Source organism: Hydrogenophaga sp. GW456-12-10-14-TSB4, from assembly GCF_059424305.1.
In genome coordinates this window covers 1-25,687 of sequence record NZ_JBWKZH010000013.1, presented here as the reverse complement: position 1 = coordinate 25,687, position 25,687 = coordinate 1, and the positions used below count along the sequence as shown (strand labels likewise).

Here is a 25,687-nt window from a genome sequence, read left to right as displayed (position 1 = left end):
CAATTGCCGAAAAGGGGGGCATGCGCAACAACCTGCCTGTCACACACAACGAATTCGTGATCCCCGAGGGGGTCACGCTGGTTTCCACCACCGACCTGCAAAGTCGCATCACCTACTGCAACCCGGCTTTCGTGGCCGTGAGCGGTTTCGAGCGCGACGAGCTCCTGGGGCAACCGCACAACATCGTCCGCCACCCGGACATGCCCGCCGAGGCCTTCCGCGACATGTGGGCCACCCTGGCCAGCGGCTCGCCGTGGTCGGCCCTGGTGAAGAACCGGCGCAAGAACGGTGACCACTACTGGGTCGAAGCCAATGCCACGCCCGTGCTGGAGAACGGCCAGACGGTGGGCTACATGTCGGTGCGCACCGCGCCCACCCGCGACCAGGTGAAACAGGCCGAGGCCCTGTATGCCCGCATGCGGGGCGAACAGGGCGAGGGCCGGGTCGCGCTGTCGCTGCGGCAGGGCCGTGTGGTCCAGAGCGGCACCATCGGCCGCCTGCGCGACATGGCCCGGCTCACGCTGGGCAAGCGCGTGGCGCTGTGCTCGGTCGGCATGGCGGCGGCGGGCCTGGTCACGGGCGAACTGGCCGCCCCCTACGGCGCCGCGGCGCACGTCGGTGCCGGCGCGGCCTTGCTGGCCGTGGCCTCGGCGGCGGCCCTGCTGCTGCGCCAGCAGATGCTCACGCCGCTGCAACGGGCGGTGGCCTTCGCCAACCAGATGGCCGCGGGCGACCTGTCGGCCCGTTTCCAGGGCCATGCCAACGGCGAATTCGGCGAGCTCACGAAAGCCCTCAACCAGCTCAACGTGAACCTGCAGGCCGTCGTGGCCGACGTGCGCCACGAGGTCGAGGGCGTGCAGGTGGCCTCCAGCCAGATCGCCGCCGGCAACCAGGACCTGTCCTCGCGCACCGAGTCGCAGGCCAGCAGCCTGGAGCAGACCGCCGCCTCGGTGGAAGAGCTCAGCAGCACGGTGCAGCAGAGCGCGAACGCGTCGCGCGAAGCCTCGGTGCTGTCGCAACGCTCGGCCAGCGTGGCGCGCGAGGGCAACGATGCCATGGCCCGCGTGATCCACACCATGGACGACATCAGCCGCTCGTCCAACCGCATCGGCGAGATCATCGGTGTGATCGACGGCATCGCCTTCCAGACCAACATCCTGGCCCTGAACGCGGCCGTGGAAGCGGCCCGGGCGGGCGAACAGGGCCGCGGCTTCGCGGTGGTCGCGGGTGAGGTGCGCAGCCTGGCGCAGCGCACCATGACCGCCTCCAAGGAGATCAAGGCGCTGATCGACGAATCGACCGGTCAGGTGGCCGCCGGCAGCGAGCTCGTGCACAGCACCGGCAAGACCATGACCGAGGTGGTGCAGTCGGTCGAACAGGTCAACGGCCTGATCGCCGACATCACCCATGCCACGCAGGAACAGGCCCTGGGCCTGGGCCAGATCAACCAGGCCGTGGGCCAGCTCGACTCGGTGACCCAGCAGAACTCGGCCATGGTCGAGCAACTGGCCGCCGCTGCGGGCTCCCTGCAGGCCCAGGCCCAGGTCATGAACGACGCGGTGCGCGTCTTCCGCCTGCAGCAACGCGCGGTGGTCGCGCGGGCCTGATCCGGCCGGGGCCGGACCTGCGGCTCAGTTGGCGCTCAGGTCGATCTTGGCCGCCACCGCCTCGAAGGCCTTGAGCTCGCTGGAGAGCTTGGCCGAGAACTGCGCCGGCGTCACCGGCTGGGCCGCAACGTTGCCTTGCTTCACCAGGGCCTCGCGGAACTCGGGCGTCTGGATCACCGCATTGATGTCGGCATTGATCTTCGCGACGATCGCCGGCGGCGTGCCCGCCGTTGCGAGCACGCCGTGCCAGGTGCCGATGGTGAAGTCGGCGATGCCGGCCTCGGCGAACGTGGGCACATCCTTGAGGTAGGGAAACCGCTGGCTCGACGTCACCGCCAGCGCCCGCAGCTTGCCCGCCGTGACGAAGGCCGTGATCGACCCCGGCGAGGGGAACGACATGTCGACCACGCCGCCCACCAGGTCGGTCATGCCCGGCGCCGCGCCTTTGTAGGGGACGTGGAGCATGTCGGTGCCGGTGCGCAGCTTGAAGATCTCGCCGGCCAGGTGCGGGATGCCCCCGATGCCCTGGGACGCATAGCTGAATTCCTTCTGCTTCGCGCGCAGGGCGGCCACGAGCTGGCCCACGTTCTGGTAGGGCGAAGCGGCGTTGACCACCAGCACGTTGGGCACGTCGACGGTGAGCGCGATCGGGGCGAACGATTTTTCGACGTCGTAGCGCAGGCCCTTGACCACGAACTTGTTGAGCGTGTGGCTGGTGGCCGTGACCAGCAGGGTATAGCCGTCGGGCTTGGCGTTGGCGACCGCCGCCGCCGCGATGGTGCCGTTGGCGCCCGCACGGTTCTCGACGATCACCGACTGCCCCCACTTGGCGGCCAGCGCCTGGCCCACGAGCCGGGCCGACTGGTCGATCGCGCCACCGGCGGCGTAGCCGACCACGAGGGTCACATTCCGGTTGGGGAAATCCTGCTGCGCCTGGGCGGCACCGCAGGCAAGGATCGCGGCGAATGCGCCGCAGGCAAGGGTCTTCATGGTGTCTCCATTGGAATCTTCGCCACAGGCAGCGATGGAGCCATCGTAGGAAGCGCGTTCCGGGGCGTCAAAGCGAGATTGGGCGGATTCCGCCAGGAGAAAAGCGGGCGCCGGTCGAACATCCTGTCACAGCGGGCGCGGTGGGTCGGCATGCTAATGTCGCGCCATGCCCAAGACCCTGCGATACACCCTGCTCTCCCTGCGCGAGATGCTGCTGTCTGCCGGCCCGTTCGCCATCCTCACGGTCGCCCTGCTCTGCTTCACCTACTGGTGGCTCAAACCCAACCCGCCGGACCGGGTGGTGCTGGCCACCGGCCCCGCGCAAAGCGCCTACGAAGCCTTCGGCAAGCGCTATGCAGAAGCGCTCGCGCGCAACGGCATCACGGTCGAGCTGCTGCCGTCCGAAGGCTCGTCCGCCAACCTGGAGCTGCTGCGCACCGGCCAGGCCGACCTGGGTTTCGTGCAGGGCGGCACGGCCGACATCGGCTACGACGACGAGGACTCGATCACCTCCCTGGGGAGCCTGTTCGTGGAGCCGCTGTGGCTGTTCTACCGCGAGGACGCGGCCAAGCGCCTGCGCAAGACGGCCACGGTGAGCAAGCTCTCCGAGCTCAAGGGCTGGCGCGTGAACGTGGGCACGCCGGGCAGCGGCGTGCCGCGCCTGTTCTCCACGCTGCTCGAAGTCAACCGCCTCAACGACGCCGAGATGCACCTCAGCCAGCTGGAGCAGACGCCGGCCACGGTGGCCTTCCTCAATGGCGAACTCGATGCCGTGGTGTTCGCGTCGGCGCCCGAGTCCCTGATGGTGCAGATGCTGCTGCAGACGCCCGGCGTGAAGCTGCTGGACTTCGCGCAGAGCGAGGCGTATTCGCGCCGCTTCGGGTACCTCACACCGGTCGTGATGCCGCAAGGCGTGGTGGATCTGGCCCACAACATCCCGCCGCGCAATGTGCGGCTGGTCGCCTCCACCACCAGCCTGCTGGCGCAGGCGAACACGCACCCGGCCATCCTGCAGCTGTTCGCGCAGACCGCCACCAGCCTGCACAGCGGCGCGAGCTGGTTCAGCCGGGCGCGCGAATACCCCAGCCTGGAACACAGCGAGGTCCCCATCGCCCCCGAAGCGCAACGCGCCATCAAGGGCGGCAGCCAGCCGTTCCTGCAGCGCTACCTGCCGTTCTGGCTGGCCAACCTGATCGAACGCATGTGGCTGGCCATGGGTCTGATCATCGCGCTGGCCCTGCCGCTCTCGCGCATCGTGCCGCCGCTCTACACCTTCCGAATCCGCAAACGCGTGTTCCGCTGGTACGCCGAGCTGCGCGACGTGGAGCAGCGCAGCGAAAGCAACAGCGAGAGCGCGCAGGACCTGCTGGAGCAGCTGGACGCGATGGAAGCCAAGGTGGAAAAGGTGGTGGTGCCGCTGTCGTACACCGACGAGCTCTACGCGCTGCGCAACAACATCCACCTGGTGCGCAAGAAGCTCCTGCGCAAGGCTTGAGGGCCTTGCCTCAGGGGCCTTTTTTGTCCTGCGCCATGGCGCTGTTGAGCCAGGCCTGACGGGCCACTTCGTCGAGCGCCTCGTCCACCACACCGTGGTCGGCCACGACGCGCAGGCGGTCCTGCTCCAGCAGGCGTTCGAGCCCGCGCTTGGTCATGGACAGTGAGCGGCCGTTCGCCCCGGTGAACAGGAACAGCGTGCCGTGCGGGCTGGCCCAGGTGATCTGCCAGCGCATGGCCTGGCCGTCCTGGAGCACATCGACCCAGGTGCCCACCGGCAGGTCCGAGGTGCGCTGGACCGCCATTTCGGCCTTGACATCGGCCCAGTCGCGCTGCCGCTGCATCGGCCGGGTTTCGAGGAACGCGGGCTGGGTGGAAGTCTGCGAGTCAAGCAGCACGTCGTCCATGAGGCAGGAGTCGCGCGCCTCGGTGCGTTGCATCCAGGGCTCGTCGTCCATCTCCGGCTGGATGCTGGGCTGTTCTTCTTCGGCCGGCGGCTCGTGGCTGCTGCGCTGGGTCTTGTAGGCGGCCTCGTGCAGGCCCATGAGCGCCTGGAAAAAGGCCTCGGTCTGCTCGCGCGGGTAGTCGATGGCGTCCAGGCCTTCGCGCAAGGTGCGCAGCACGCCGGGGATGACCTTGACCAGGCGCGGCCGGTTCAGGCTGGCCAGCGCGAGTTGGCTGGACCACAGCAGGTCGGGCAGGATGTCGCTGTAGCGCCGCGCGGGCGAGTCGACCGGCGACGCCGTCGATGACTCCGACACCTCCAGGCGCGCCTGCGCCACCACCTGCGACCAGGGGCCGGTGAGGAAACGCCTCACCACACCGGGCGCCTTCTCGAAATCGTTGCGCGCGCGGATCTCGGCCGCCACGCGCTCGGCCAGCAGGTTGCGCTGCTCCACCCGCACCAGCGTCTGCACCGCCAGGCCGCGGGCCTGCACCTGCGCGGGCGCCACGGCCTCGACCTGCGAGCGGTGCAGCTCGGCCAGCAGGCTGGGAAAGCGCTCGGCGAGGTCCTCGCCCGGCTTGAGCAAGGTGCGCACGATGCCGCGCACCTGGTTGGAGAACGGGTTGTAGCCCGGGTCCATCTCGCTGGTGAAGGCCAGACTGCGCTCGGTGATGGCGTCGAGCAGGCGGCGCGCGGGGTTCTGCTTGTCGGCGAAGAAGCGCGGCTCGCTGCGGGCCAGTTGCAACAGCGCGGGCTTCATGTCCTGCACCATGGTCCGCACGGGCGCGAGCAGTCGCTCGTCGGCCGCGATGCGCTTGAGCATGAGGCCGACCACCTCGCTGGCCAGCGTGCGGCCCATGACGTTGTCCGACACCGCCGTCTTGCTGTTGGACTTCTCGTTCAGATCGAGGTTGCCGACCAGCAGCTGGTGAAGATGGTCGAGCGTGAGCAGGTTGTCGTTGCCCAGCACCTCCTGCACCGAGACCGCCTCGTCTCGCTGGCTGGACGGTGCGGCCACCTTGCGGGAGGTCGCGGTCTGCGTCACCACGTAGCCGGCCGGCTTCACGCCCGCGCGATCGAGTTGCCGGCTCAGATCGGCATACAGGTTGCGCAGCTCATCACCCAGCGTGATGGCGCCCACCTGCAGCCAGCGCGTGCGCACGGCCGCTTCCACGTGCAAGCCCTTGAGCGCGGTCATCAGCGCGGCCACGACCACTTCGACCCGCAGGGGGTTGGCCTCGGGGTTCACCACCGTGAGGCCCTGGGCGCCGTTCAAGCGCGAGGTCAGCGTGACCAATTCCTCGTCCACCGCCATCTTGACGACCTGCTGCACGCGGGCCAGCTCGACGGTTTCCTGGACCTGGTCGTCACCCATGAGTTCGAGCTCGTCGAAACTCACGGTGGGCGAGCGGCGCGAACCGGTGCCAGTCAGGGGCAGTGCGTTCTCCATCGATTCGGCGAACGCGGCGAGAAAACGGGTGGCGATCAGCTCTCGGTGCGATTCCAGCGTGGTGCGGGCCTGCAGCATGCCCTGCTTCTCGCTGAGCTGACCGGCCGACAGCTCACGGTCTTTGAGGGTGCTGTGCAGCTTGCCCAGCCAGCGCGGCACCCATTCGCGGGTCTGGGCGAGGGCTTCGCGGAGGCAGGCGTCGAAAGCCTGGGTGTTGCTGGCGTCCATGCAGCCGGTGTCTTTCGTGAACGGATGTGCAGAAGGGGTTCAGCACATTATCGGCAGGAAGGTACGACCACCATAGCAAAAAAGAAACCCGGAAAAGCCCGGTGCTCACCGTTCAGCCATCAACGCGCGCCAGCCATCGGACCCCAGCTCGCGCAGGGTCTGCAGGTTGCGTTCGACAATGGCGTCCGCATCGCCACCGGTGGTCTCGATCGCGCGCTCGACGCTGTCTTCGCGCAACAGGTGCAGGATGGGAAACGGGGCGCGGTTGGTGGCGTTGGTGACGTCGTCCGGCGCCGTGCCCTCGAATTGAAACAAGGGGTGAAAAGGCGCCACCTGGATCACACCTTCCAGCTCGTGCTCGGCCACCACGTCGTCCACCACGTTGAGGAAGTCGTTGAACACCTCGAAATCGGGGAACAGCGTGGGGTGCACCAGCAGCGTGGTGTCGATCTCTTCGGCGGGCGTGTTCACCAGCAGGTCGAGCTCGCGGTCGAGGTCGTCCAGGAAGGCGTCGAGGTGCCGCGCCGTGCTCACCACGATGCGCACCTGGTTCTTCACGTACACCGCCCGCGCGAACGGGCACAGGTTCAGGCCGATGACGGCCTTCTCGATCCAGTGGCGCGTGGCGGCGAGAACGGTGTCGGATGAGATGTCCATGAGGGTGGTCGGAGCGAGAGGAAGTTGAGTCCAGAATGCCGCGGGTCCGGGTCCCCCGGCCCGCAGGCATTGCCCCCTTGAGGGGGTGACGGCCCGAGCATCGGGCCGGCGCGGGGGTGGGCTTACTTCAAGGCTTTGAAGCGCATCCGCTTGGGCTTGGCGCCCTCTTCGCCCAGGCGCTTCTTCTTGTCGGCCTCGTACTCCTGGTAGTTGCCGTTGAAGAACACCCACTGGCTGTCGCCTTCGGCGGCCAGGATGTGGGTGGCGATGCGGTCGAGGAACCAGCGATCGTGGCTGATGACCAGCGCGCAACCGGCGAACTCGAGCAGCGCGTCTTCGAGCGCGCGCAGGGTTTCCACGTCCAGGTCGTTCGAGGGTTCGTCCAGCAGCAGCACGTTGCCGCCCTCGGCCAGCGTCTTGGCCAGGTGCAGGCGACCGCGTTCACCGCCCGAGAGGCTGCCCACGCGCTTTTGCTGGTCGCCGCCGGAGAAGTTGAAACGGCCGCAGTACGCGCGGCTGGGCATCTGGAACTTGCCCACAGTGATCATGTCCAGGCCGCCCGAGATGTCTTCCCACACGGTCTTGTCGCCGTCCAGGCCTTCGCGGCTCTGGTCGACGAAGGCCATCTTCACAGTCTGGCCGATCTTCACTTCGCCGGAGTCCGGCTGTTCCTTGCCGCTGATGAGCTTGAACAGCGTGGACTTGCCCGCGCCGTTGGGGCCGATGATGCCGACGATGGCGCCCGCGGGGATCTGGAAGCTCAGGTTGTCGATCAGCAGGCGGTCACCGAAGGACTTGCTGACGTTCTTGAACTCGAACACCTCATTGCCCAGGCGCTCGGCCACGGGAATGAAGATCTCGTTGGTTTCGTTGCGCTTCTGGTACTCGACGTCGCTCAGCTCTTCGAAGCGGGCCAGACGCGCCTTGCTCTTGGCCTGGCGGCCCTTGGGGTTCTGGCGCACCCACTCCAGTTCCTTCTTCATCGCCTTGGTGCGGGCGTCTTCGGTGCGCTGCTCCTGCTCCAGGCGCGCTTCCTTCTGCTCCAGCCAGGTGGAGTAGTTGCCCTTGTAAGGGATGCCGTGGCCGCGGTCGAGTTCGAGAATCCACTCGGCTGCGTTGTCCAGGAAGTAGCGATCGTGGGTGATGGCCACCACGGTGCCGGGGAAACGTTGTAGGAACTGTTCGAGCCAGTCCACCGATTCGGCGTCCAAGTGGTTGGTCGGCTCGTCGAGCAACAGCATGTCGGGCTTGGACAGCAGCAGGCAGCACAGCGCCACGCGGCGCTTCTCACCGCCGGAGAGCACGCCGATCTTGGCGTCCCAGGGCGGCAGGCGCAGCGCGTCGGCCGCGATTTCGAGCTGGTGTTCGCCGTCGGTGCCCGAGGTCGCGATGATGGCTTCGAGCTGCGCCTGCTCGGCGGCCAGGGCGTCGAAGTCGGCGTCTTCCTCGGCATAGGCCGCGTAGACCTCGTCCAGCCGCTTCTGCGCGGCGCGCACGCCGCTCATGCTCGCCTCGACCGCCTCGCGCACGTTCTGCTCGGGGTCGAGCTGGGGTTCCTGGGGCAGGTAGCCGATGCGGATGCCCGGCATCGGGATCGCTTCGCCCTCGATCTCCTTGTCGATGCCGGCCATGATCTTGAGCAGCGTGGACTTGCCCGAACCGTTGGTGCCCAGCACGCCGATCTTGGCGCCCGGGAAGAACGACAGCGAGATGTCCTTGAGGATCTGGCGCTTGGGCGGCACGATCTTGCCGACCCGGTTCATGGAAAAGACGTATTGAGCCATTGGGATGTTCTGCCTGAAGAAATCTGCAGCCAGGGCGGCCGCGCAACCCATGATTATCCCCTCAGAGGCGCCGGGACCGCTTTTGAGCGGCCATTGGCGGCGACCGGGGCCTTATCGTGCGACAATAGACCCTGTCGGGCACTTCAGTTGGCTCGGCACCGGCACTTCGCCGGGGTGTGCGCAACCCGCTTGCGGCCACCGACTTCCTGAATCCATCTGCCCCAGACTGACCGGGCGCCGCAGCCAGACAGGCCGCGACATCCGGAGTGGCCGATGCCCCCAGCGCCCTGGACGGGCGCCTCTTCTACATGACCTTTGACGATCTGAACCTGGCCCCGGCCATCGTGCAAGCCGTGCGCGAGCACGGTTACGAAACCCCCACCCCGATCCAGGTGGAAGCCATCCCCGCCGTGCTGGCCGGCCGCGACCTGCTCGGTGGCGCCCAGACGGGCACCGGCAAGACCGCCGCCTTCACCCTCCCCATGCTGCACCGCCTCGCCAACAGCGAGCGCGCCAAGAGCCGCTTCGGCGGCGTCGGCATCCGCGCCCTGGTGCTCACGCCCACCCGCGAACTCGCCGCCCAGGTCGAAGAGTCGGTGCGCGTCTATGGCAAGCACCTCTCGCTGACCTCCACCGTCGTCTTCGGCGGCGTCGGCATGAACCCGCAGATCAACGCCATGAAGCGCGGCGTCGATATCCTGGTGGCCACGCCCGGCCGCCTGCTCGACCTGCAGCAGCAAGGCTTCCTCGACCTCTCCACCGTGCAGATGCTGGTGCTGGACGAAGCCGACCGCATGCTCGACATGGGCTTCATCCACGACGTGAAGAAGATCCTCGCCCTGGTGCCCAAGGAAAAGCAGAGCCTGCTGTTCTCGGCCACCTTCAGCGACGAGATCCGCGACCTGGCCAGCGCCCTGCTCAAGGACCCGCTGCACATCCAGGTGACCCCGCGCAACACCACGGTACAGCGCATCACGCAGGTGATCCACCCCGTGGGCCGCGGCAAGAAGAAGGCGCTGCTGGTCCACATCATCAACCAGCACAACTGGAGCCAGGTGCTGGTGTTCACGCGCACCAAGTTCGGCGCCAACAACGTCGCCGAGTACCTCACCAAGAACGGCATCCACGCGATGGCACTGCACGGCAACAAGAGCCAGGGTGCCCGCACCCAGGCGCTGGCCGGCTTCAAGAGCGGCGAGATCCGCGCCCTGGTGGCGACCGACATCGCCGCGCGCGGCATCGACATCGACGAGCTGCCGCACGTCGTGAACTACGAGATCCCCAACATCAGCGAAGACTACGTGCACCGCATCGGCCGCACCGGCCGCGCGGGCAACAGCGGCGAGGCGGTCAACCTCGTGAGCCTGGACGAAGAAGGCTTCATGATGGAGATCGAGCGCTTCACCAAGCAGCAGATCCCGGTGCAGATCTTCCCCGAGTTCATGCCCGAACCCGGCGAGAAGGCCGAGCCGATCGCCATGGGCCGCCAGACCATCTGGGGCGGTGCGGGCAAGCCGCCCAGCCGCGAAGTGATGGCGGCCGCCGCCAAGGCCGCGCGCACCGAGATGCTGCAGCGCGTGCGCGAGAAGAAGGCCAACGAGCCGCAAGGCCGTGGCAACGGTGGCGGTGGCGGCCAACGCCAGCGCCCGGCCGGTGACGGCAGCCAGGCCGACGGCCCGCGCGGCGAAGGTCGGCGTGGCAACGGCGGTGGCCAGCGCGCCAATGGCAATGGCGGCGGTGGCAACGGCCAGCGCCAGGGCCAACGCCACGGTGGTGGCCAGCAAGGCCAGCGCCCGCCGCGCGAAGACCGCGGCTTCCGTGAAGACCGGGGCCCGCGCGAGGAGCGCGAACCCGGTGCCGAGCGCCAGCCCGGCCCCAATGCCCATCTGGGCAGCCTGCGCATCCGTGAGCCGCGCCCCCGCGCGGCCAACCCCGGCGGCCAGCCCGATCCGCTGCGCACCAGCATCGACGCGATGCGCACCGGCAACCGCGGCGGCAAGGGCAAGGGCGGCGGTGGTGGTGGCGGTCAGCGCGGCGGCAACGCCGGCGGCCCGGCCGATCCCCTGCGCACCAGCTACGGTCGGATCCGCTGAAGCGGTTTCCCCACTACAGTGCGGTCATGCCCCATGACCGCACCACCCCCAACGGCGCCCCGTCTGCCTTCGCCGGCAACGGGGCGTCGGCACGTTACGCCACCCTCATGGTGGCCACCTGCAACGTGCTCAACCTGGCTCAGGCGGGCCGCCCTTTCTACGCGGGGCAAGACCCCTACACCGAGACCGAATTCGAACGCAAGGTGAGCTGGCTGGGCGACCGGTTCAGGGCGCTCAACGCCGACGTGCTGGCCGTGCAGGAGGTGTGGGACGAGAACGCCCTGCGCGCGGCCGTGGCGCGCAGCGGGCTGCAATACGGCTTCGTCGCGGTGCCCGGCGCCGAGAACGGCCCCGGCCAGGCCGGTGCGCAAGGCACACCCCGGGTGGGCATCGTCACGCGCCTGAAGGTCGATTCCGTGCAGTCGCTGGCCGACTTCCCCGAGGCCGCCCGCGTGCAGGTGCCCGGCCTGGGCCTGCACACCCGCTTCGAGCGCCCGCCGCTGCTCGCGATGCTGCGCCTCAAGCACGGCCAGCCGGTGTGCGTCATCACCGCGCACCTCAAGAGCAAGCGGCCGAAGTTCCTGGAGGATGCGAACGGGGTGGGCATCGAAGACACGGCCGATCCGGCGGTGCAGGCGCTGGCCTCGCTGCGCTCGCTGGTCATGCGCGCCAGCGAAGCCCTGGCGCTGCGCCTGAAGGTGGTCGAACTGCTGCACCGCACGCACCTGCCACTGGTGCTCATGGGCGATCTGAACGACGGCCCGCACAGCGTGACCACACAATTGATCGCAGCGACCTCGCAGGTCGCGTACGACAAGGGCGCGCTCGACCATGCGCTGTTCAGCGCCTGGGACGTGCAGGGCGAAGCAGCGATGCGCCGCGACGTGGCCTACTCGCACATCCACCAGGGCTACCCCGAGGTGCTGGACCAGGTGCTGGTGAGCGAGCAGTTCGTGGCCACCAGCCGGGAATCGATCGGCGACGTGCGGCGCGTCGAAGTCTTCAACGACCACCTCTTCGAGGGCCGCGACCGCAGCCGCAGCGACCACGGCTTCGTGCGGGCGCTGCTGCGGCTGCGCCTGCCCGAAGCACCGCCGCGGTTGTCAGCCGGCTGAGCCGCCCGCTTCGCGGATGCGCTGCGCCAGGTGCGCGAGCGCTTCTTCCACCTGGTCCACCAGCACAAGGCAGAGGTCGCCGGGCTTGAGCCGCTCGAGCGCGGCATCGATGGCGACAAACTCGCCGCGGATCTCGAACACTTCCTTCGTGCGGCTTGCGCCGGAGAGCCCTTCGCGCAGCAGCGTGAGCACCTCGCCGTCCTCGCGCCCGCGCTGGCAGGCGTCCTGGAACAGCAGCACGTCGTCGAAGGCCTTGCCGAGGATCGCGGTCTGCTCGCGGATGTCTTCGTCGCGGCGATCGCCCGCGCCGCTGATGACCACGCTGCGGCGGCGCGCCGGCATGGCATTCACCGCCTCGACCAGGGCCCGCATCGCGTCCGGGTTGTGGCCGTAGTCGGCGATCACGGTGGCGCCGCGGTAGTCCATCACGTTGAAGCGGCCGGGCGCGTTATCGGCGTCGTTGGAGAAGCTGGCCAGACCGCGTGCGATGGTGTCCCAGTCCAGGCCGGCACACCAGGCCGCGCCGATGGCCGCCATGACGTTGTCCTTCTGGAAGCCAATGGTGCCGCCGCGCGTGATGGGCACGCCCTGCAGCGGGATCTGCACCCGCCAGCTGCCCTCGGTGACGAGGATGCGGTCGCCTTCGACGCAGATGGTGCGCTTGCCCTGCACGCGGTGCGCGGCGAGCACGGGGTGGTCGTGGTCCTGCGCGAAGAAGACCACGCCGCCGGTGCACTTGGCGGCCATGGCCGCGACGATGGGATCGGCCGCGTTGAGCACGGCATAACCCGTGGGCGCCACATTCATCACGATCACGCGCTTGAGCACCGCCAGGTCCTCGACGGTGGTGATGTAGTTCAGGCCCAGGTGGTCGCCGGTGCCGACGTTGGTCACCACCGCGACCTGGCACTGGTCGAAACCGAGGCCTTCGCGCAGCATGCCGCCCCGGGCCGTTTCCAGCACGGCGGCATCCACGTCAGGGTGCAGGAGCACGTTGCGCGCGCTCTTGGGGCCCGAGCAGTCGCCGCTGTCGATCTGGCGGCCGTCCACGTACACGCCGTCGGTGTTGGTCATGCCCACGCGCATGCCGTTGGTGGCCATGAGGTGGGCGATCAGCCGCGTGGTGGTGGTCTTGCCGTTGGTGCCGGTGACGGCGACCACCGGAATGCGCCCGTCGTCACCGGGCTCGAACATGTTCGCGATCACCGCCTCGCCCACCGGACGGCCCTTGCCGTACGACGGCGACAGGTGCATGCGCAGTCCGGGCGCGGCGTTGACCTCGACCACGCCGCCGTGCTGCTTCTCCAGCGGCACGTGCACGTTTTCGCAGACCACGTCCACACCGCAGATGTCCAGGCCCACCGTCTGCGCGGCGGCCACGGCGCGGGCGGCCACGTCCGGGTGCAGGTCGTCGGTGACGTCGGTGGCGGTGCCGCCGGTGCTCAGGTTGGCGTTGTTGCGCAGCACGACGCGGCGGCCCATCTCGGGCACGGATTCGGGTTTCAGGCCCTGCACGTCCAGGCGCGCCAGGGCGATGTCGTCGAACCGGATCTTGGTGAGCGAGGTGGCGTGCCCATCGCCGCGCCGGGGGTCGGCGTTGACCAGGTCCACCAGCTCGCGCACGGTGTGCTCGCCGTCGCCGATCACGTGCGGCGGCTCGCGCCGCGAGGCGGCCACCACCTTGTCGCCCACGACGAGCAGGCGGAAGTCGCTGCCGGGCAGGTATTTCTCGACCATCACGTCGCCGATCTCGGCGGCCGCGCGGAACGCAATGTCCATGTGCTCGCGGGAGACGATGTTGACCGTCACGCCCTTGCCCTGGTTGCCGTCCTGCGGCTTCACCACCACGGGCAGGCCGATGTCCATGGCGGCCACCCAGGCGTCGTCGGCATCCTTCACGGGCCGGCCTTCCGGCACCGGCACGCCGGCGGCTCCCAGCAGGGCCTTGGTCAGGTCCTTGTCCTGTGCGATCGACTCCGACACGGCGCTGGTGCTGTCCACCTCGGCGGCCCAGATGCGGCGCTGGCGCGAGCCCCAGCCCAGTTGCACCAGGCTGCCGGTGGTGAGGCGGCGGTAGGGAATGTTGCGCGCCACGGCGGCGTCCACGATGCAGCCGGTGCTGGGGCCCAGGCGCACGTCTTCGTCGAGCGCGCGCAGGCGACCGATGGCGGCCTCGACGTCGAAGCTCTGCGCCTCAGTGGCGCCGGCGGCGGCCAGCAGCTCGCGGGCGATGTCGAAGGCCAGCCGGCCCACCACCTCTTCGCTGTACTGCGCCACCACCTGGAACACACCGGGCTCCAGCGTGGCCGACGTGCGGCTGAAGGAAACGGGGCAACCGGCCTGGGCCTGCAGGGCCAGCGCGGTGGCCTCCAGCACATGGGCCAGGGTCAGGTGCTCCTGGGGGTTGCTCGGCTCCAGGGGCCCCACGGAAGGGAAGAGCTCGCGCAGCCGCCGTTCAAAATCCGGCAGGGCTTGCAGGTCCATCTCATGCGGTTCGCAAGAGACGATGGCCTCGATGCAGGTGTGGCGGCTCCAGAGATTGGGGCCGCGCAGGGGCCGGATGCGAGAAACGTCCATGACGTAAGCTGGGAATGAATGAAAAGAGGACCGGCGCTCAGCGCGCGGCGTCCAGGGTAACCGGTTCTGACCGTTCGGGGTGGGGAGCGACGTCGAGACCCGCGGTCTCGATACCGGCAGCCATCAGCTCGGGCGACACCGCCAGCGCCCACGCGGCAGCCGCCACGGCCATCAGGGTGTGCGCACCCAGCGACTGCAGCAGGCCTTGCACCACGGGGGCGTCCAGCCGCACGCGGTGCGCCTTGCGCACGCCCTCGGCCAGCACCAGCTGGCCTTCAAACACCGACACGGTGCGCGAGCCCGCTTCGCGGTGTTTCTGCAGCGCGGGCGAGGCGGCGTCCATGCCGTAAAGGATCACATCACCGTCGCACAGCTCGGCCATCTCCAGCACGCGGGCATCGTCGGCGTTGAGCACCGCCACGCCGTCGGGCAGCACCACGTCCACCTGGGTGCGCAGCACGCGGTAGAGCTGATCGGTGTTGCGCACATCGTGCCGCTCCAGGCCCTGGACATCGTCGAGATCGGTCACCACACCCACGGTGCAGCGGTCGTAGGCCAGGCCGTCGTCGAGGATGACGGCCGGACCGTTCTCCAGCACCACCGCGTCGATTTCCCGGTTCATCAGCAGGCGCTGGCCGGCATCCCAATGGGCGCTGGGCCGGGCGTCGACCTTGCGGTTGCCCAGGAACAGGCCGTCCTGGCAAGCCAGGCCGACCTGGTAGCCGCTCAGGTGCAACAGCCAGCCCACCAGCCGGGCGATGGCATTGCCGTGGCGCGAGCTGGCCACGCCCACGATGGGCACGCGGCCGTTGCCGCCTTCGTCGAACAGGTGGTCCACGATGGCACGCCCCACGGGGCGCGACAGGCCGGTGGCCGGCTTGAGGTGCATGAGCAGCCCGGGCCCGGCGTTCACTTCGACCACCGCGCCCCCCTGCGCCTGCAGCGGGCGGCCAATGTCCTGGGCGACCAGGTCCACACCAGCCACGTCCAGACCGACCACACGGGCGGCCAGCGTCACGGCGTGCGCCACCTCGGGGTGGACTTCGTCGGTGCAGTCGATGGCCACGTTGCCGTTGCGCTGGACCATCACGCGCCGGCCCGCGGCCGGCACGGCGTCGCCCGACAGGCCCTGGCGCTCCAGCAGCAGGCGCATGACAGGTTCGCGGTCCAGGCGGATGGTTTCGAGCGGGAATTCTTCGGCCTCGCCCCGGCGCGGGTCGCTGTTGAGCTGGCTGTCGATGAGCTGCTCGACGGTGGAGCGGCCATCGCCCACCACCGACAGGCTTTCGCCGCGCGCCGCCGCGACCACGCGGCCGCCCACGACGAGCAGCCGGTGCTCGTCGCCCAGCACGTAACGCTCGACCATGACCTCGCTGCCTTCGGTTTCCGCCACCGAAAAGGCTTTTTCGATGTCGGCGCGTTCGGACAGGTCCAGGCTCACGCCGCGGCCGTGGTTGGCGTCGGAAGGTTTGACCACCACCGGCAAGCCGATCTCCTGCGCGGCCTCCCAGGCGGCCTGCGGGCTGTCGACCACCTGCCCCTCGGGCACGGGCACGCCGCAGGAAGCCAGCAGCGTCTTGGTCAGGTCCTTGTCGTGCGCGATGTTGCCGGCGATGGCGCTGGTGCGGTCGGTCTCGGCGGTCCAGATGCGGCGCTGGCGCCGGCCCAGACCCAGCTGGACCAGGTTGCCTTCGTTCAGGCGCAGGTGGGGAATACCCCGGTCTGTCGCCGCGGCGACGATGGATGCGGTGCTCGGGCCCAGGTAGCTGCGGTCGATCTGTTCGACCAGGCGCGCCACGGCGGCCGGCACGTCGAAACTGGCCACCCCCTCGCGCTGGCGGATGGCGGCAAGCAGCAGGGCATGGGCCTCGGTGAGTGCGGCGCGAGCCACGGCCTCGTCGCGGGCCCGGAACACCATGCGGTAGACCCCGCGCTGGCTGGTCTCGCGCGTCTGGCCGAAGCCCGTGGGCATGCCCGCGAGGTTGAGCAGCTCGATGACGACGTGTTCGAGGATGTGACCGGCCCAGGTGCCTTCGCGCAGGCGTTCGATGAAGCCGCCGCGTTCACCCACGCCGCAATGGTGCTCTTCGAGGGCGGGCAGCCACTCGATCAGGCGTTCGGTGAGGCCGGGCAGCTTGTTGGAAGGGAAGTCCTCCAGATCACCCAGATCCAGCCAGACTTCGAGGACCGGACGGTAGGTCCAGATGTTGGGGCCGCGCAGGTAGTTGATGCGCAGCAGCGTGATGTCGTGTTTCGAGCTCATGTCTCCGGCGGGACGCGTGATACAGGCGACCTGGTGTAGGACCGGTCAGGGGTTCAGAAGAACTTCGATGCCATCAACGATCGAGGGCCCGACATCGGTGAAAATGCAAGGCTCCCCCGTGGGAGCATGCCATTTCTCGCGGTCGACGCCACGCTGTCATCTTCACCATGCTTTCACACTTTCCAGCTGAATCCTCAGCCCCAGGAGCCGACCCTGCACAGGACGCCTTGCGGCCCGCATCAACCCAGCTGGGGGGCGATGATAGCGCTGTCGCCGCGTTGGCGCTGGACTTGGACAGCGATTTACATTTCCGTACGCACACCCTGTTGTTAACGCGTCAAAAGTTCACGCTTGAGGACCAGGAGTGGATACTGAACCCGGGTATGGAGTTGCGGCTGAGCGACCACGCCGGCGTCGGTAGCCTGGAGCTGCTGGATACCAACGGGCGTATTGCCATCTGGCGCTTCACCATGGGCCTGCAGGACCGCGCCGCGCGCATGGTCGAGCAGTTCCAGCGCCTGATGGCCCAGCGGGACCAGGCGCCCGACCAGGTTGTCGAGGAAGCCGTCCGCACCTGCCCCCAGTGCCAGGCCAGCCTGCCGGCCGACAGCGACGAGTGCCCGGAATGCGCCCAGGAAGCCCCCCAGCCCCCGCCTTCCACCTGGGTGCTGCTGCGCCTGTGGCGCTTCGCCCGGCCCTACCGGTGGACGCTGCTGTCCGGCTTCCTGCTCACGCTGGCCTCCACCGCCGCGACGCTGGTACCGCCCTACCTGACCATCCCGCTGATGGACCGGGTGCTGATCCCGTTCCAGAACGGCCAGGCCATCGACACCGGCCTGGTGCTGGCCCTGCTCGGCGGCCTGCTGGGCTCGGCCCTGCTGGCCTGGAGCCTGGGCTGGGCGCGCACCTGGCTGCTGGCCCTGGTGTCCGAGCGCATCAGCTCGGACCTGCGCACCACCACCTTCGACCACCTGCTGGAGCTCTCGCTGGACTACTTCAGCAGCAAGCGCACCGGCGACCTCATGGCGCGCATCGGCAGCGAAACCGACCGCATCAGCGTCTTTCTGTCCCTGCACGCGCTGGACTTCCTCACCGACGTGCTGATGATCGGCATGACGGCCGTGATCCTGTTCTCGATCAACCCCTGGCTGGCGCTGGCCACCCTGGTGCCCCTGCCCTTCATCGGCTGGATGATCCACCTCGTGCGCGACCGGCTGCGCACCGGGTTCGAGAAGATCGACCGCGTCTGGGGTGAGGTCACCAACGTGCTGGCCGACACCATCCCGGGCATCCGCGTGGTCAAGGCCTTCGCCCAGGAAGCGCGGGAAGCCAGGCGCTTCCGGCGCGCCAACGAGCACAACCTGGCCGTCAACGACCGCATCAACAAGACCTGGTCGCTGTTCACCCCCACCGTCACCCTGCTCACCGAGATCGGCCTGCTGGTGGTGTGGGCCTTCGGCATCTGGCTGGTCAGCCAGAGCGAGATCACGGTGGGCGTGCTCACCGCCTTCATTGCCTACATCGGGCGCTTCTACGGCCGGCTCGACTCGATGAGCCGCATCGTCTCGGTGACGCAGAAGGCCGCCTCCGGCGCCAAGCGCATCTTCGACATCCTCGACCACGTCTCCAACGTGCCCGAGCCCACGCAACCGGTGCCCCTGACCCGCGTGCAGGGCGGCCTGCAGATGGAGAACGTGAGCTTCCGCTACGGCAGCCGCACCGTCATCCGCAACCTCAGCCTGGACATCCGCCCCGGCGAGATGATCGGCCTGGTCGGCCACAGCGGCTCGGGCAAGAGCACGCTGGTCAACCTGCTGTGCCGCTTCTACGACGTGAGCGAGGGCGGCATCCGCATCGACGGCACCGACATCCGCCGCGTCGGCGTGGCCGACTTCCGCCGCCACATCGGCCTGGTGCTGCAGGAACCCTTCCTGTTCTTCGGCACCATCGCCGAGAACATCGCCTACGGCCGGCCCGGCGCCACGCGCACCGAAATCGTGGCCGCCGCGCGCGCCGCGCACGCGCACGAGTTCATCCTGCGGTTGCCGCAGGGCTACGACTCGCTGGTGGGCGAGCGCGGCCAGGGCCTCTCGGGCGGCGAGCGCCAGCGCATCAGCATCGCGCGCGCGCTGCTGATCGACCCGCGCATCCTGATCCTGGACGAGGCCACCTCCTCCGTCGACACGGAAACCGAGAAGGAAATCCAGAAGGCGCTGGACAACCTGGTGCAGGGCCGCACCACCATCGCCATCGCCCACCGCCTCTCCACGCTGCGCAAGGCCGACCGCCTGGTGGTGATGGACCGCGGCCAGGTGGTGGAGATCGGCCCCCACGACGAGCTGATGGCCCAGCGCGGTGCCTACTGGCGCCTGTACGAAGCGCAGGCGCGCAAGGAACAGGAAGCCGCCGCCCTGCTGGATGCCGACACGCCCGAGGACAAGGACGCATGAACACCCCCCACCCTGCCTGGCAACTCCAGCGCAATCCCTTCGGCCGCCTCGTGCTCACCGACGAGGCCGGCGAGGCCCACGTGGGCGTGGTGCCCGTGCGGGCATTTCCAATCGGCGCACCCGACGAAGGCCTGTCGCTGGTGGGCAGCGACGGCCATGAACTGGTCTGGGTGGAGCAGCTCTCCGCCCTGCCCGCCGAACTGCGACAACTGCTGCAGGACGAGCTGGCGCAACGCGAATTCACACCGATGATCCAGCGCATCGAATCGGTGTCCACCTTCTCCACGCCCAGCACCTGGCAGGTGAGCACCGACCGGGGCCCCACCAGTTTTGTGCTGCGCAGCGAGGACGACATCCGCCGCCTCGAAGGCCAGGCCCTGCTGATCCAGAGCGGCCAGGGCGTGTGCTTCGGCGTGCGCGACCGTTTCGCCCTCGACGCCCATTCGCGCCGGCTGCTCGACCGGTTCCTCTGACGGCGCGCCCGCTCAGCCCCTGACGAACAGGGTCACCAGCGGCTCGTCGCCCACCTGCCGGCTGCGGTGGCCGTGCACCGCGGGGTCGAAGCTCGCACCGGGCGGCAGCGTGTCGGCCGAGTAGAAGTGCTGGCCGGGCCCAAAGGCCCGCCAGCTGCCGTCCTGCAGGCCGATCTCCATGCAGCCCTGCAGCACGAACAGCCATTGCGCGTCGCCGGTGCAATGGAACTCGCTGCGAAAACCCACAGGGCTCTGGCGCAACTGGCAGGCCGTGGCGGGCAACAGCGCCGAGAGGCGGGCCGCGGGTGAGCCTTCGGACAGGGGAATCTCGGCTTCGCGAAAACGCGCGCGGCCATCGGTGTCGGTGAACAGGATCACCTGCTGGAATGTGCTCAAAGGAATCTCCGGAATCGGGCTTTGCTTTGTACCAGAGGCGCCGGCGCTTTTCGCTGACACTACACCCCCATGAAGGTTCTACTCGCCGAAGACGATGTCATGCTGGGCCGAAGCATGGAGCGCGGACTGCGCATGGCCGGTTTCTCCCTGGACTGGACGCAGGACGGCCCGCAGACGCAGGCCGCCTTGCGCGAGCAGGCGTACGCCGTGCTGCTGCTCGACATCGGACTGCCCGGGCTGGATGGCCTGCAACTGCTGCAGTGGTTGCGCTCGGAAAACCGCCCGGTGCCCGTGCTGGTGGTCTCAGCGCGCGACGCGGTGAGCGACCGGGTGGCCGGCCTCAACCTCGGTGCCGACGACTACCTCACCAAGCCCTTCGATCTCGACGAGCTGGTGGCGCGCGTGCACGCCCTCGCGCGCCGGGGCAGCGGGCGCGCCCAGCCCGAGCTGCAGTTCGGCCGCCTGACCATGCGGCCGCTGCGCCGTGAAGCCCTGCTGGACAACCAGCCCGTCGCCCTGGCCGCGCGCGAATACGACCTGCTGCTCGCCCTGATGGAGAACCCGGGCACCGTGCTCTCGCGCGAGCAACTGGAAAGCCGCCTCTATGGCTGGCAGGAAGAGGTGGCCAGCAACGCGGTGGAGGTGCACGTGCACCACCTGCGGCGCAAGCTGGGCGCGGCCTGGATCAAGAACGTGCGGGGTGTGGGCTACAAGCTGGTCGCCACGGCATGAACTCGATCCGCCAGCGCCTGCTGTTCTGGCAGATCACGGCGCTGATCGTCACCAGCGTGCTGGTCAGCGCCTTCACCTACCACCTGGCCTGGCAGGCCTTCAACCGGGTGCGCGATTTCGGCATGGAACAGATCGCGCATTCGGTGGTGCGGCACGGGGTGCGCCCCCACAGCTGGGCCCTGGAGCCGCCTGAGCACGCCGCTCCGCGGCCCGCGGCCCGGCATGCCCCGCAGGACAACCCGCCGCCCTGGGTCACGGACGACCTGGGCCGCTTCATCAGCCAGATCTGGAACACCGACCGCGAGCTGCTGTACGCCTCGGTCGAAGGCATTGGCCCACCCTTGCAGGAGCCCGGTTTTCACAACGTCGAGTGGTCGGGCGAAGCCTGGCGCGTCTACACGCTGGTGGACGACGAGGAAATCGTGCAGATCGCCAAGACCGCCAGCGACCGCGCCAGCAGCTTCGCCCAGATGGCGCCCTGGCTGCTGGTGCCGGTGGCGGTGCTGGTGCTGCTGCTCGGCCTGCTGATCCGCGTCGCCGTCAACCGCGCGCTGGCCCCCTTGGAGGCGCTCGGCCAGGACATCCGGCGGCGCGACGAAAAAGACCTGCAACCGATCGCCACGCAAGGCCTTCCCGAGGAGGTCGCCCCCCTGGGACAGGCGCTCAACCAGTTGCTGGAGCGCGTGGCGCGGCTGCTCACGCGCCAGCGGCAGGTGTTGGCCGACGCCGCCCATGAGCTCAACACGCCGCTGGCCGCCGTCAAGCTGCAGGCCCAGCTGGCGCGCCGCTCGCCGGAGAGCGAGCGCGACGCCGCGCTGGACGAGCTGGACCGGGGCATCGCGCGCAGCACGCACCTGGTGGCGCAGCTGCTGCAGATGGCGCGGCTGGAGGCGGATGGCCGCGAGCACCGGCCAGAGCCGGTGCGCCTGGATCAGCTGGCGGCCGAGGTGGTGGCCGCGTTCTCGGCCCGGGCCGAGGCACGCGGCATCGACCTCGGGCTGGACGCCAGCACGGTGGCGACGGTGCAGGCCGATGCGCAAGACCTGCGCGTGCTGCTCGACAACCTGGTGGACAACGCCCTGCGCCACACCCCGCCCGGCAGCCGGGTGGACCTGCGCGTGGAACAGGAGGACGGGCGCGTGAGCCTGTTCGTCAACGACAACGGCCCCGGCATTGCCGAGTCCGACCGTCAGCGGGTGCTGGAGCGCTTCGTGCGCCTGAACCCGCAAAACGAGGCCACCGGCAGCGGCCTGGGCCTGGCGATCGTGTCGCAGATCGCCCAACAGAACGGGGGGCTGCTGACCTTGGCCAGCAGCCCCCCGGGCGGTCTGAGCGTGCGCGTGATGTTCAGCGCCGCATCGACAACTTAGCCGCCGTTGGCGCGGCGCGACTGGACCAGCTCGGCGCGGACTTCGTCGCGGCTCTTGCCGGCCAGCACGGGCTGGGCTTCGTACTGGGCGGGGAACAGTTCGTTGGCCTTGGCACCGGTGGCGCCGTCGGCCACGATGTCACCCGTGCGGATGGCTTCGGCCAGCTCGGCCTTCACTTCAGCGCGGGTCTTGCCCACAGCGACGCTGTTGGCCGACTTGTCAGCGCGGGCAGCGGCGTACTGGGCGGGGGCCAGTTCGTTGGCCTTGGCGCCGGTGGCGCCGTCGGCCACGATGTCGCCCGTGCGGATGGCTTCGGCCAACTCGGCCTTCACTTCGGCGCGGGTCTTGCCTTGCACGGCCACAGGCTGGGCGTACTGGGCGGGGAACACCTGGTTGAACTTGGCACCGGTCTGGCCGTCGGCGACCAGGTCACCGCTGCGCTGGGCGGCGATCACTTCGGCGCGAACCTGTTCGCGGGTCTTGGCGACGGAGGCGTCAGCGGCCATGACGTGGCCGGCAACGAGGGTGGAGAGAGCGATGGCAACAACAGACAGCTTTTTCATGACAGTTCCTTAAGAGGGTTGAACATGCCGGTCGGTCCGTTGTGCGGTCTGACCGGCTTCGATGCCTCTGCGGAGGGGTTTGCGTGCATCGATGGGATGAACTGTAAAGTTTCTGATCCTGAAGAAAAACAGCACTCAACCCACTATTGAATTGCTGATTCAGCAATAATATGGGTTCTGACATACGGGAAAACCCTTTAAAGGAGCCTCTCCATGGACCGTCTGACCTCGATGCGCGCCTTCCAGAAAGTGATCGACGAAGGGGGCTTCGCGGCCGCGGCGCGCGCCATGGACATGTCGCCCGCCGTGGTCACCCGGCTGGTGGCCGACCTCGAAGACCACCTGGGCACCCGCCTGCTGCACCGCACGACCCGCCGCGTCTCGCTCACCGACGCGGGTGAGAACTACCTCGACCGGGTGCGCGTGATCCTGCAGGACCTGGAAGAAGCGAACGCCCTGGTGAGCTCGCAGACCAGCGAGCTCGCGGGCGTGCTGCGCCTGCTGGCGCCGCCCGTGCTCGCCACCCACGTGCTCGCGCCCCTGGTCAGCGGCTTCCGGCAGGCCTACCCCAAGATCCTGCTCGACATCGATGTGGACTCGCCCCGCGAGCCGCCGATCCAGGACTACGACATCACGCTCATGGGCGCGCAGACCTCGTTCGACGCCAACGTGATCGCGCGCAAGGTGCTCTCCAGCGTCACCGTGCTGCTGGCCTCGCCCGCCTATCTCAAGCGCAAGGGCACGCCCGTGCGCCCGGAAGACCTGACGCAGCACGACTGCCTGCGCTTCAAACCCTCGGCCGGTCGCACGCTGGGTTGGCGCCTGTTGCACGAGACGGACGAGTCGCGCTTCGTCGACGTCGAGGTGCAACCGGTGCTGTGGGCCAACCACACCGACACCCTGATGCACGCTGCCCTCGACGGGGCAGGCATCACCGCCACCACCATTGAACTGGCCGCGCCGATGATCGAAAGCGGCGACCTGGTGCGCGTGCTCAACCCCTGGATCACCGACCGCCTCACCATGTACGCGGCCCTGCCCAGCCGCAAGTTCATGCCGCGCCGCACCCAGGTGTTCCTGGACTACCTCATCGAGCAGACCCGCAACCGCGTGAGCAGCGCGCTGGCCACCTGCAACAGCTGCTGACGCACGCCGTTACACAAAACCCGGGGCCGCCCCAACCCTGTTGAGGCGGCTCGTTCGTTTCACCCGGCTCCATCCACTGCCTGCGGAGCCCGCATGAAACCCGTTCCCTCCTCCCGCCTTGCCCTGACACTGGCCGCCGTGCTCGCGGCCTTCACCGCCCCGGCGGCCCACGCCGTGGGCCGCCTCACCGACATCCAGGTGATCGACCGCGACAGCGGCGAGACGCTCACGGTGTACCGGCACCAGGGCGAGCACTGGGTCGCCGGGCGCCCCGGCGCGCGCTACGCCGTGTCGGTGCGCAACGCCACGCCGGGCCGCGTGCTCGGCGTGGTTTCGGTGGACGGCGTGAACGTGATCTCGGGCGAAACGGCCGCCTGGCCACAGACCGGCTACGTGCTCTCGCCCTGGCAGCAGCACGCCATCACCGGCTGGCGCAAGAGCGACGCCGAGGTCGCGGCCTTCCACTTCACGGCCTCTGACGCGTCCTACGCCGAACGCACAGGCCGCCCGGCCCACGTGGGCGTGATCGGCGTGGCCGTGTTCCGCGAAAAGCCCCTGCCCCCGCCACCGCCGGCGGTGGTGCCGTGGCCTTCGCTGCGCGAGCAGAGCAGCGTGCAGAACGGCTCCGCCGCCGACGCGCAGGCCGACAGCGAAGCCCCGCGAGAGCGGGCCGAATCGCTGGCCGCGCGCCGCATGGCACCCGCTGCACCGGCACCGCGCCTGGGCACCGGCCACGGTGCGCGCGAGAGCGCGCCCATCACCCACACCACCTTCGAGCGCCGCAGCGACCGGCCCGACGAGGTCATCCGCATCCGCTACGACAGCCGCGACAACCTGATCGCCATGGGCATCATCCCGACACAGGCCGTGCCACCCCGGCCCAACCCCTTTCCCGGCGCTGTGCCCCCCGGCTACGCGCCCGACCCGAGCTGATGGCCCACCGGCTCCCATAATCGCGGGCATGTCCGAAGAGGCCGTGCCCGCCGATGAAACCCTGATGCAGGCCTTTGCTGCGGGCGATCCGCGCGCCTTTGAAACCCTGTACGACCGCCACGCCCTGCCGGTGTGGCGCTTTGTGCAGCGCAGCGTGCACGATCGCGCCCTGGCCGACGACCTGGTGCAGGACGTCTGGTTCTCGCTCATCCGCCAGGCCCCGCGCTACGAACCGCGCGCGCGGTTCCGCACCTGGCTCTTCACGCTTGCCCACCACCGCGTGGTGGATCACTGGCGCACCCACAAGGCCCACGCCAGCCTCGACGCCGAGACCGACGACGGCGCGGCGCTGGCCGATACGCTGGCGGCCGATTCGGGCTTCGGCCCGGTGCGCCAGTTGCAATCGCGCGAGCAGGCCCAGGCCCTGCTGGATGCCCTCGCCGCCCTGCCCCTGCCGCAACGCGAGGCCTTCCTGCTGCAGGCCGAAGGCGGCCTGAGCCTGGCCGAGATCGCGCAGGCCACCGGCGTCAGCGCCGAGACCGCCAAGAGCCGGCTGCGCTACGCGCGCGAGCGCCTGCGCCAGACCCTGGAGGCGTTCGCATGAAGCCCGACGACGACCTGCTGCAACGCTACAGCGAAGCCAACGAGCACGACCCCGCGCGGCCCGGCCCGACCCTGCGCGAGAACGTGCTGACCCAGGCGCGCATCGCAGCGGCCCAGGCCCGACCGGCCGCCAACGACACGACCTGGCGCTGGCGCGCCCTCGGCGGCCTGGCAGTGCTGGGCCTGGCCACCCTGGTGGTGCTGCAGTTCGATCGCGGTACGCCCGAGGAACGGGAGATCGCCCTTGGCGAGACCCCGGCACCCGCCCGCGCAACGCGGCCGGACGGCGCCCCACCCGCACCGCGCCCGGCGCTCGAG

General features: G+C 69.1%; 19 protein-coding genes and 1 pseudogene. 12 read left to right on the top strand and 8 right to left on the bottom strand.

Annotated elements, in window-relative coordinates; translation table 11 throughout:
• The first annotated feature begins 20 nt into the window (after positions 1–20).
• Positions 21–1,607, top strand: a complete 1,587-nt coding sequence (locus AC07ZS_RS09010) for a methyl-accepting chemotaxis protein (RefSeq protein ID WP_494798251.1) — start codon at positions 21–23, stop codon at positions 1,605–1,607.
• A gap of 24 nt (positions 1,608–1,631) precedes the next feature.
• On the opposite strand, the gene AC07ZS_RS09005 is transcribed toward AC07ZS_RS09010, so the two are convergent.
• Positions 1,632–2,597 carry a Bug family tripartite tricarboxylate transporter substrate binding protein gene (locus tag AC07ZS_RS09005; RefSeq protein ID WP_494798250.1) on the bottom strand — a complete coding sequence of 322 codons (966 nt, stop codon included), beginning with the start codon at positions 2,595–2,597 and terminating at the stop codon, positions 1,632–1,634.
• Between the two features lie 166 nt (positions 2,598–2,763).
• Between AC07ZS_RS09005 and AC07ZS_RS09000 the strand changes: the two genes are divergently transcribed.
• Complete coding sequence (locus tag AC07ZS_RS09000) at positions 2,764–4,092, top strand: TAXI family TRAP transporter solute-binding subunit (protein WP_494798249.1); 1,329 nt, start codon at positions 2,764–2,766, stop codon at positions 4,090–4,092.
• Positions 4,093–4,102: 10 nt separating this feature from the next.
• On the opposite strand, the gene AC07ZS_RS08995 is transcribed toward AC07ZS_RS09000, so the two are convergent.
• The 3 genes from AC07ZS_RS08995 to ettA form a co-directional block, all read right to left on the bottom strand.
• Positions 4,103–6,214: a DUF1631 family protein gene (locus AC07ZS_RS08995; protein WP_494798248.1), complete on the bottom strand. Its 2,112-nt coding sequence runs from the start codon at positions 6,212–6,214 to the stop codon at positions 4,103–4,105.
• Between the two features lie 105 nt (positions 6,215–6,319).
• Complete coding sequence (locus tag AC07ZS_RS08990) at positions 6,320–6,871, bottom strand: DUF1415 domain-containing protein (RefSeq protein WP_494798247.1); 552 nt, start codon at positions 6,869–6,871, stop codon at positions 6,320–6,322.
• Between the two features lie 122 nt (positions 6,872–6,993).
• A complete protein-coding gene (gene ettA / locus AC07ZS_RS08985; RefSeq protein WP_291121668.1) occupies positions 6,994–8,655 on the bottom strand; it encodes an energy-dependent translational throttle protein EttA in 1,662 nt (553 codons plus the stop codon).
• A 308-nt stretch (positions 8,656–8,963) separates the two neighbouring features.
• Between ettA and AC07ZS_RS08980 the strand changes: the two genes are divergently transcribed.
• Both AC07ZS_RS08980 and AC07ZS_RS08975 read left to right on the top strand, forming a co-directional pair.
• Complete coding sequence (locus tag AC07ZS_RS08980) at positions 8,964–10,748, top strand: DEAD/DEAH box helicase (RefSeq protein WP_494798325.1); 1,785 nt, start codon at positions 8,964–8,966, stop codon at positions 10,746–10,748.
• Between the two features lie 107 nt (positions 10,749–10,855).
• Entirely contained in the window at positions 10,856–11,863 is a 1,008-nt protein-coding gene (locus tag AC07ZS_RS08975; protein WP_494798324.1) for an endonuclease/exonuclease/phosphatase family protein, read from the top strand.
• On the opposite strand, the gene cphA is transcribed toward AC07ZS_RS08975, so the two are convergent.
• Together cphA and AC07ZS_RS08965 are read right to left on the bottom strand one after the other, a co-directional pair.
• Positions 11,852–14,440 carry a cyanophycin synthetase gene (gene cphA / locus AC07ZS_RS08970; protein WP_494798246.1) on the bottom strand — a complete coding sequence of 863 codons (2,589 nt, stop codon included), beginning with the start codon at positions 14,438–14,440 and terminating at the stop codon, positions 11,852–11,854. The two genes, AC07ZS_RS08975 and cphA, sit on opposite strands and share 12 nt — an antisense overlap.
• Positions 14,441–14,477: 37 nt before the next feature.
• On the bottom strand, positions 14,478–16,703 hold the full coding sequence (locus tag AC07ZS_RS08965; RefSeq protein WP_494798245.1) for a cyanophycin synthetase: 2,226 nt from the start codon (positions 16,701–16,703) through the stop codon (positions 14,478–14,480).
• A gap of 167 nt (positions 16,704–16,870) precedes the next feature.
• On the opposite strand from AC07ZS_RS08965, the gene AC07ZS_RS08960 reads away from it, so the two are divergent.
• Positions 16,871–19,153, top strand: a complete 2,283-nt coding sequence (locus AC07ZS_RS08960) for a cyanophycin metabolism-associated ABC transporter (protein WP_494798244.1) — start codon at positions 16,871–16,873, stop codon at positions 19,151–19,153.
• A complete protein-coding gene (locus AC07ZS_RS08955; protein WP_494798243.1) occupies positions 19,150–19,626 on the top strand; it encodes a cyanophycin metabolism-associated DUF1854 family protein in 477 nt (158 codons plus the stop codon). Before AC07ZS_RS08960 ends, AC07ZS_RS08955 begins: the two co-directional genes overlap by 4 nt.
• Before the next feature lie 12 nt (positions 19,627–19,638).
• Here AC07ZS_RS08955 and AC07ZS_RS08950 read toward each other — a convergent pair whose 3' ends face one another.
• The gene (locus AC07ZS_RS08950; RefSeq protein ID WP_494798242.1) at positions 19,639–20,022 is read right to left on the bottom strand and encodes a cupin domain-containing protein; all 384 of its coding nucleotides are present in this window, start codon (positions 20,020–20,022) and stop codon (positions 19,639–19,641) included.
• A 69-nt stretch (positions 20,023–20,091) separates the two neighbouring features.
• Between AC07ZS_RS08950 and AC07ZS_RS08945 the strand changes: the two genes are divergently transcribed.
• Together AC07ZS_RS08945 and AC07ZS_RS08940 are read left to right on the top strand one after the other, a co-directional pair.
• Positions 20,092–20,754: a response regulator gene (locus tag AC07ZS_RS08945; protein WP_494798241.1), complete on the top strand. Its 663-nt coding sequence runs from the start codon at positions 20,092–20,094 to the stop codon at positions 20,752–20,754.
• Complete coding sequence (locus AC07ZS_RS08940) at positions 20,751–22,124, top strand: sensor histidine kinase (protein WP_494798240.1); 1,374 nt, start codon at positions 20,751–20,753, stop codon at positions 22,122–22,124. Before AC07ZS_RS08945 ends, AC07ZS_RS08940 begins: the two co-directional genes overlap by 4 nt.
• Here the strand turns inward: AC07ZS_RS08940 and AC07ZS_RS08935 are convergent.
• The gene (locus AC07ZS_RS08935) at positions 22,121–22,687 is read right to left on the bottom strand and encodes a DUF4148 domain-containing protein (RefSeq protein WP_494798239.1); all 567 of its coding nucleotides are present in this window, start codon (positions 22,685–22,687) and stop codon (positions 22,121–22,123) included. The genes AC07ZS_RS08940 and AC07ZS_RS08935 overlap by 4 nt on opposite strands.
• A gap of 213 nt (positions 22,688–22,900) precedes the next feature.
• Between AC07ZS_RS08935 and AC07ZS_RS08930 the strand changes: the two genes are divergently transcribed.
• From AC07ZS_RS08930 to AC07ZS_RS08915, 4 genes and pseudogenes are all read left to right on the top strand, one after another.
• Positions 22,901–23,833 carry a LysR family transcriptional regulator gene (locus tag AC07ZS_RS08930; RefSeq protein WP_494798238.1) on the top strand — a complete coding sequence of 311 codons (933 nt, stop codon included), beginning with the start codon at positions 22,901–22,903 and terminating at the stop codon, positions 23,831–23,833.
• 93 nt (positions 23,834–23,926) lie between these two features.
• Positions 23,927–24,766, top strand: a complete 840-nt coding sequence (locus AC07ZS_RS08925) for a hypothetical protein (protein WP_494798237.1) — start codon at positions 23,927–23,929, stop codon at positions 24,764–24,766.
• 28 nt (positions 24,767–24,794) lie between these two features.
• Complete coding sequence (locus tag AC07ZS_RS08920) at positions 24,795–25,370, top strand: RNA polymerase sigma factor (RefSeq protein ID WP_494798236.1); 576 nt, start codon at positions 24,795–24,797, stop codon at positions 25,368–25,370.
• Positions 25,367–25,687: pseudogene (locus AC07ZS_RS08915) on the top strand (hypothetical protein); the annotation flags it as partial. The gene AC07ZS_RS08920 and the pseudogene AC07ZS_RS08915, both read left to right, overlap by 4 nt.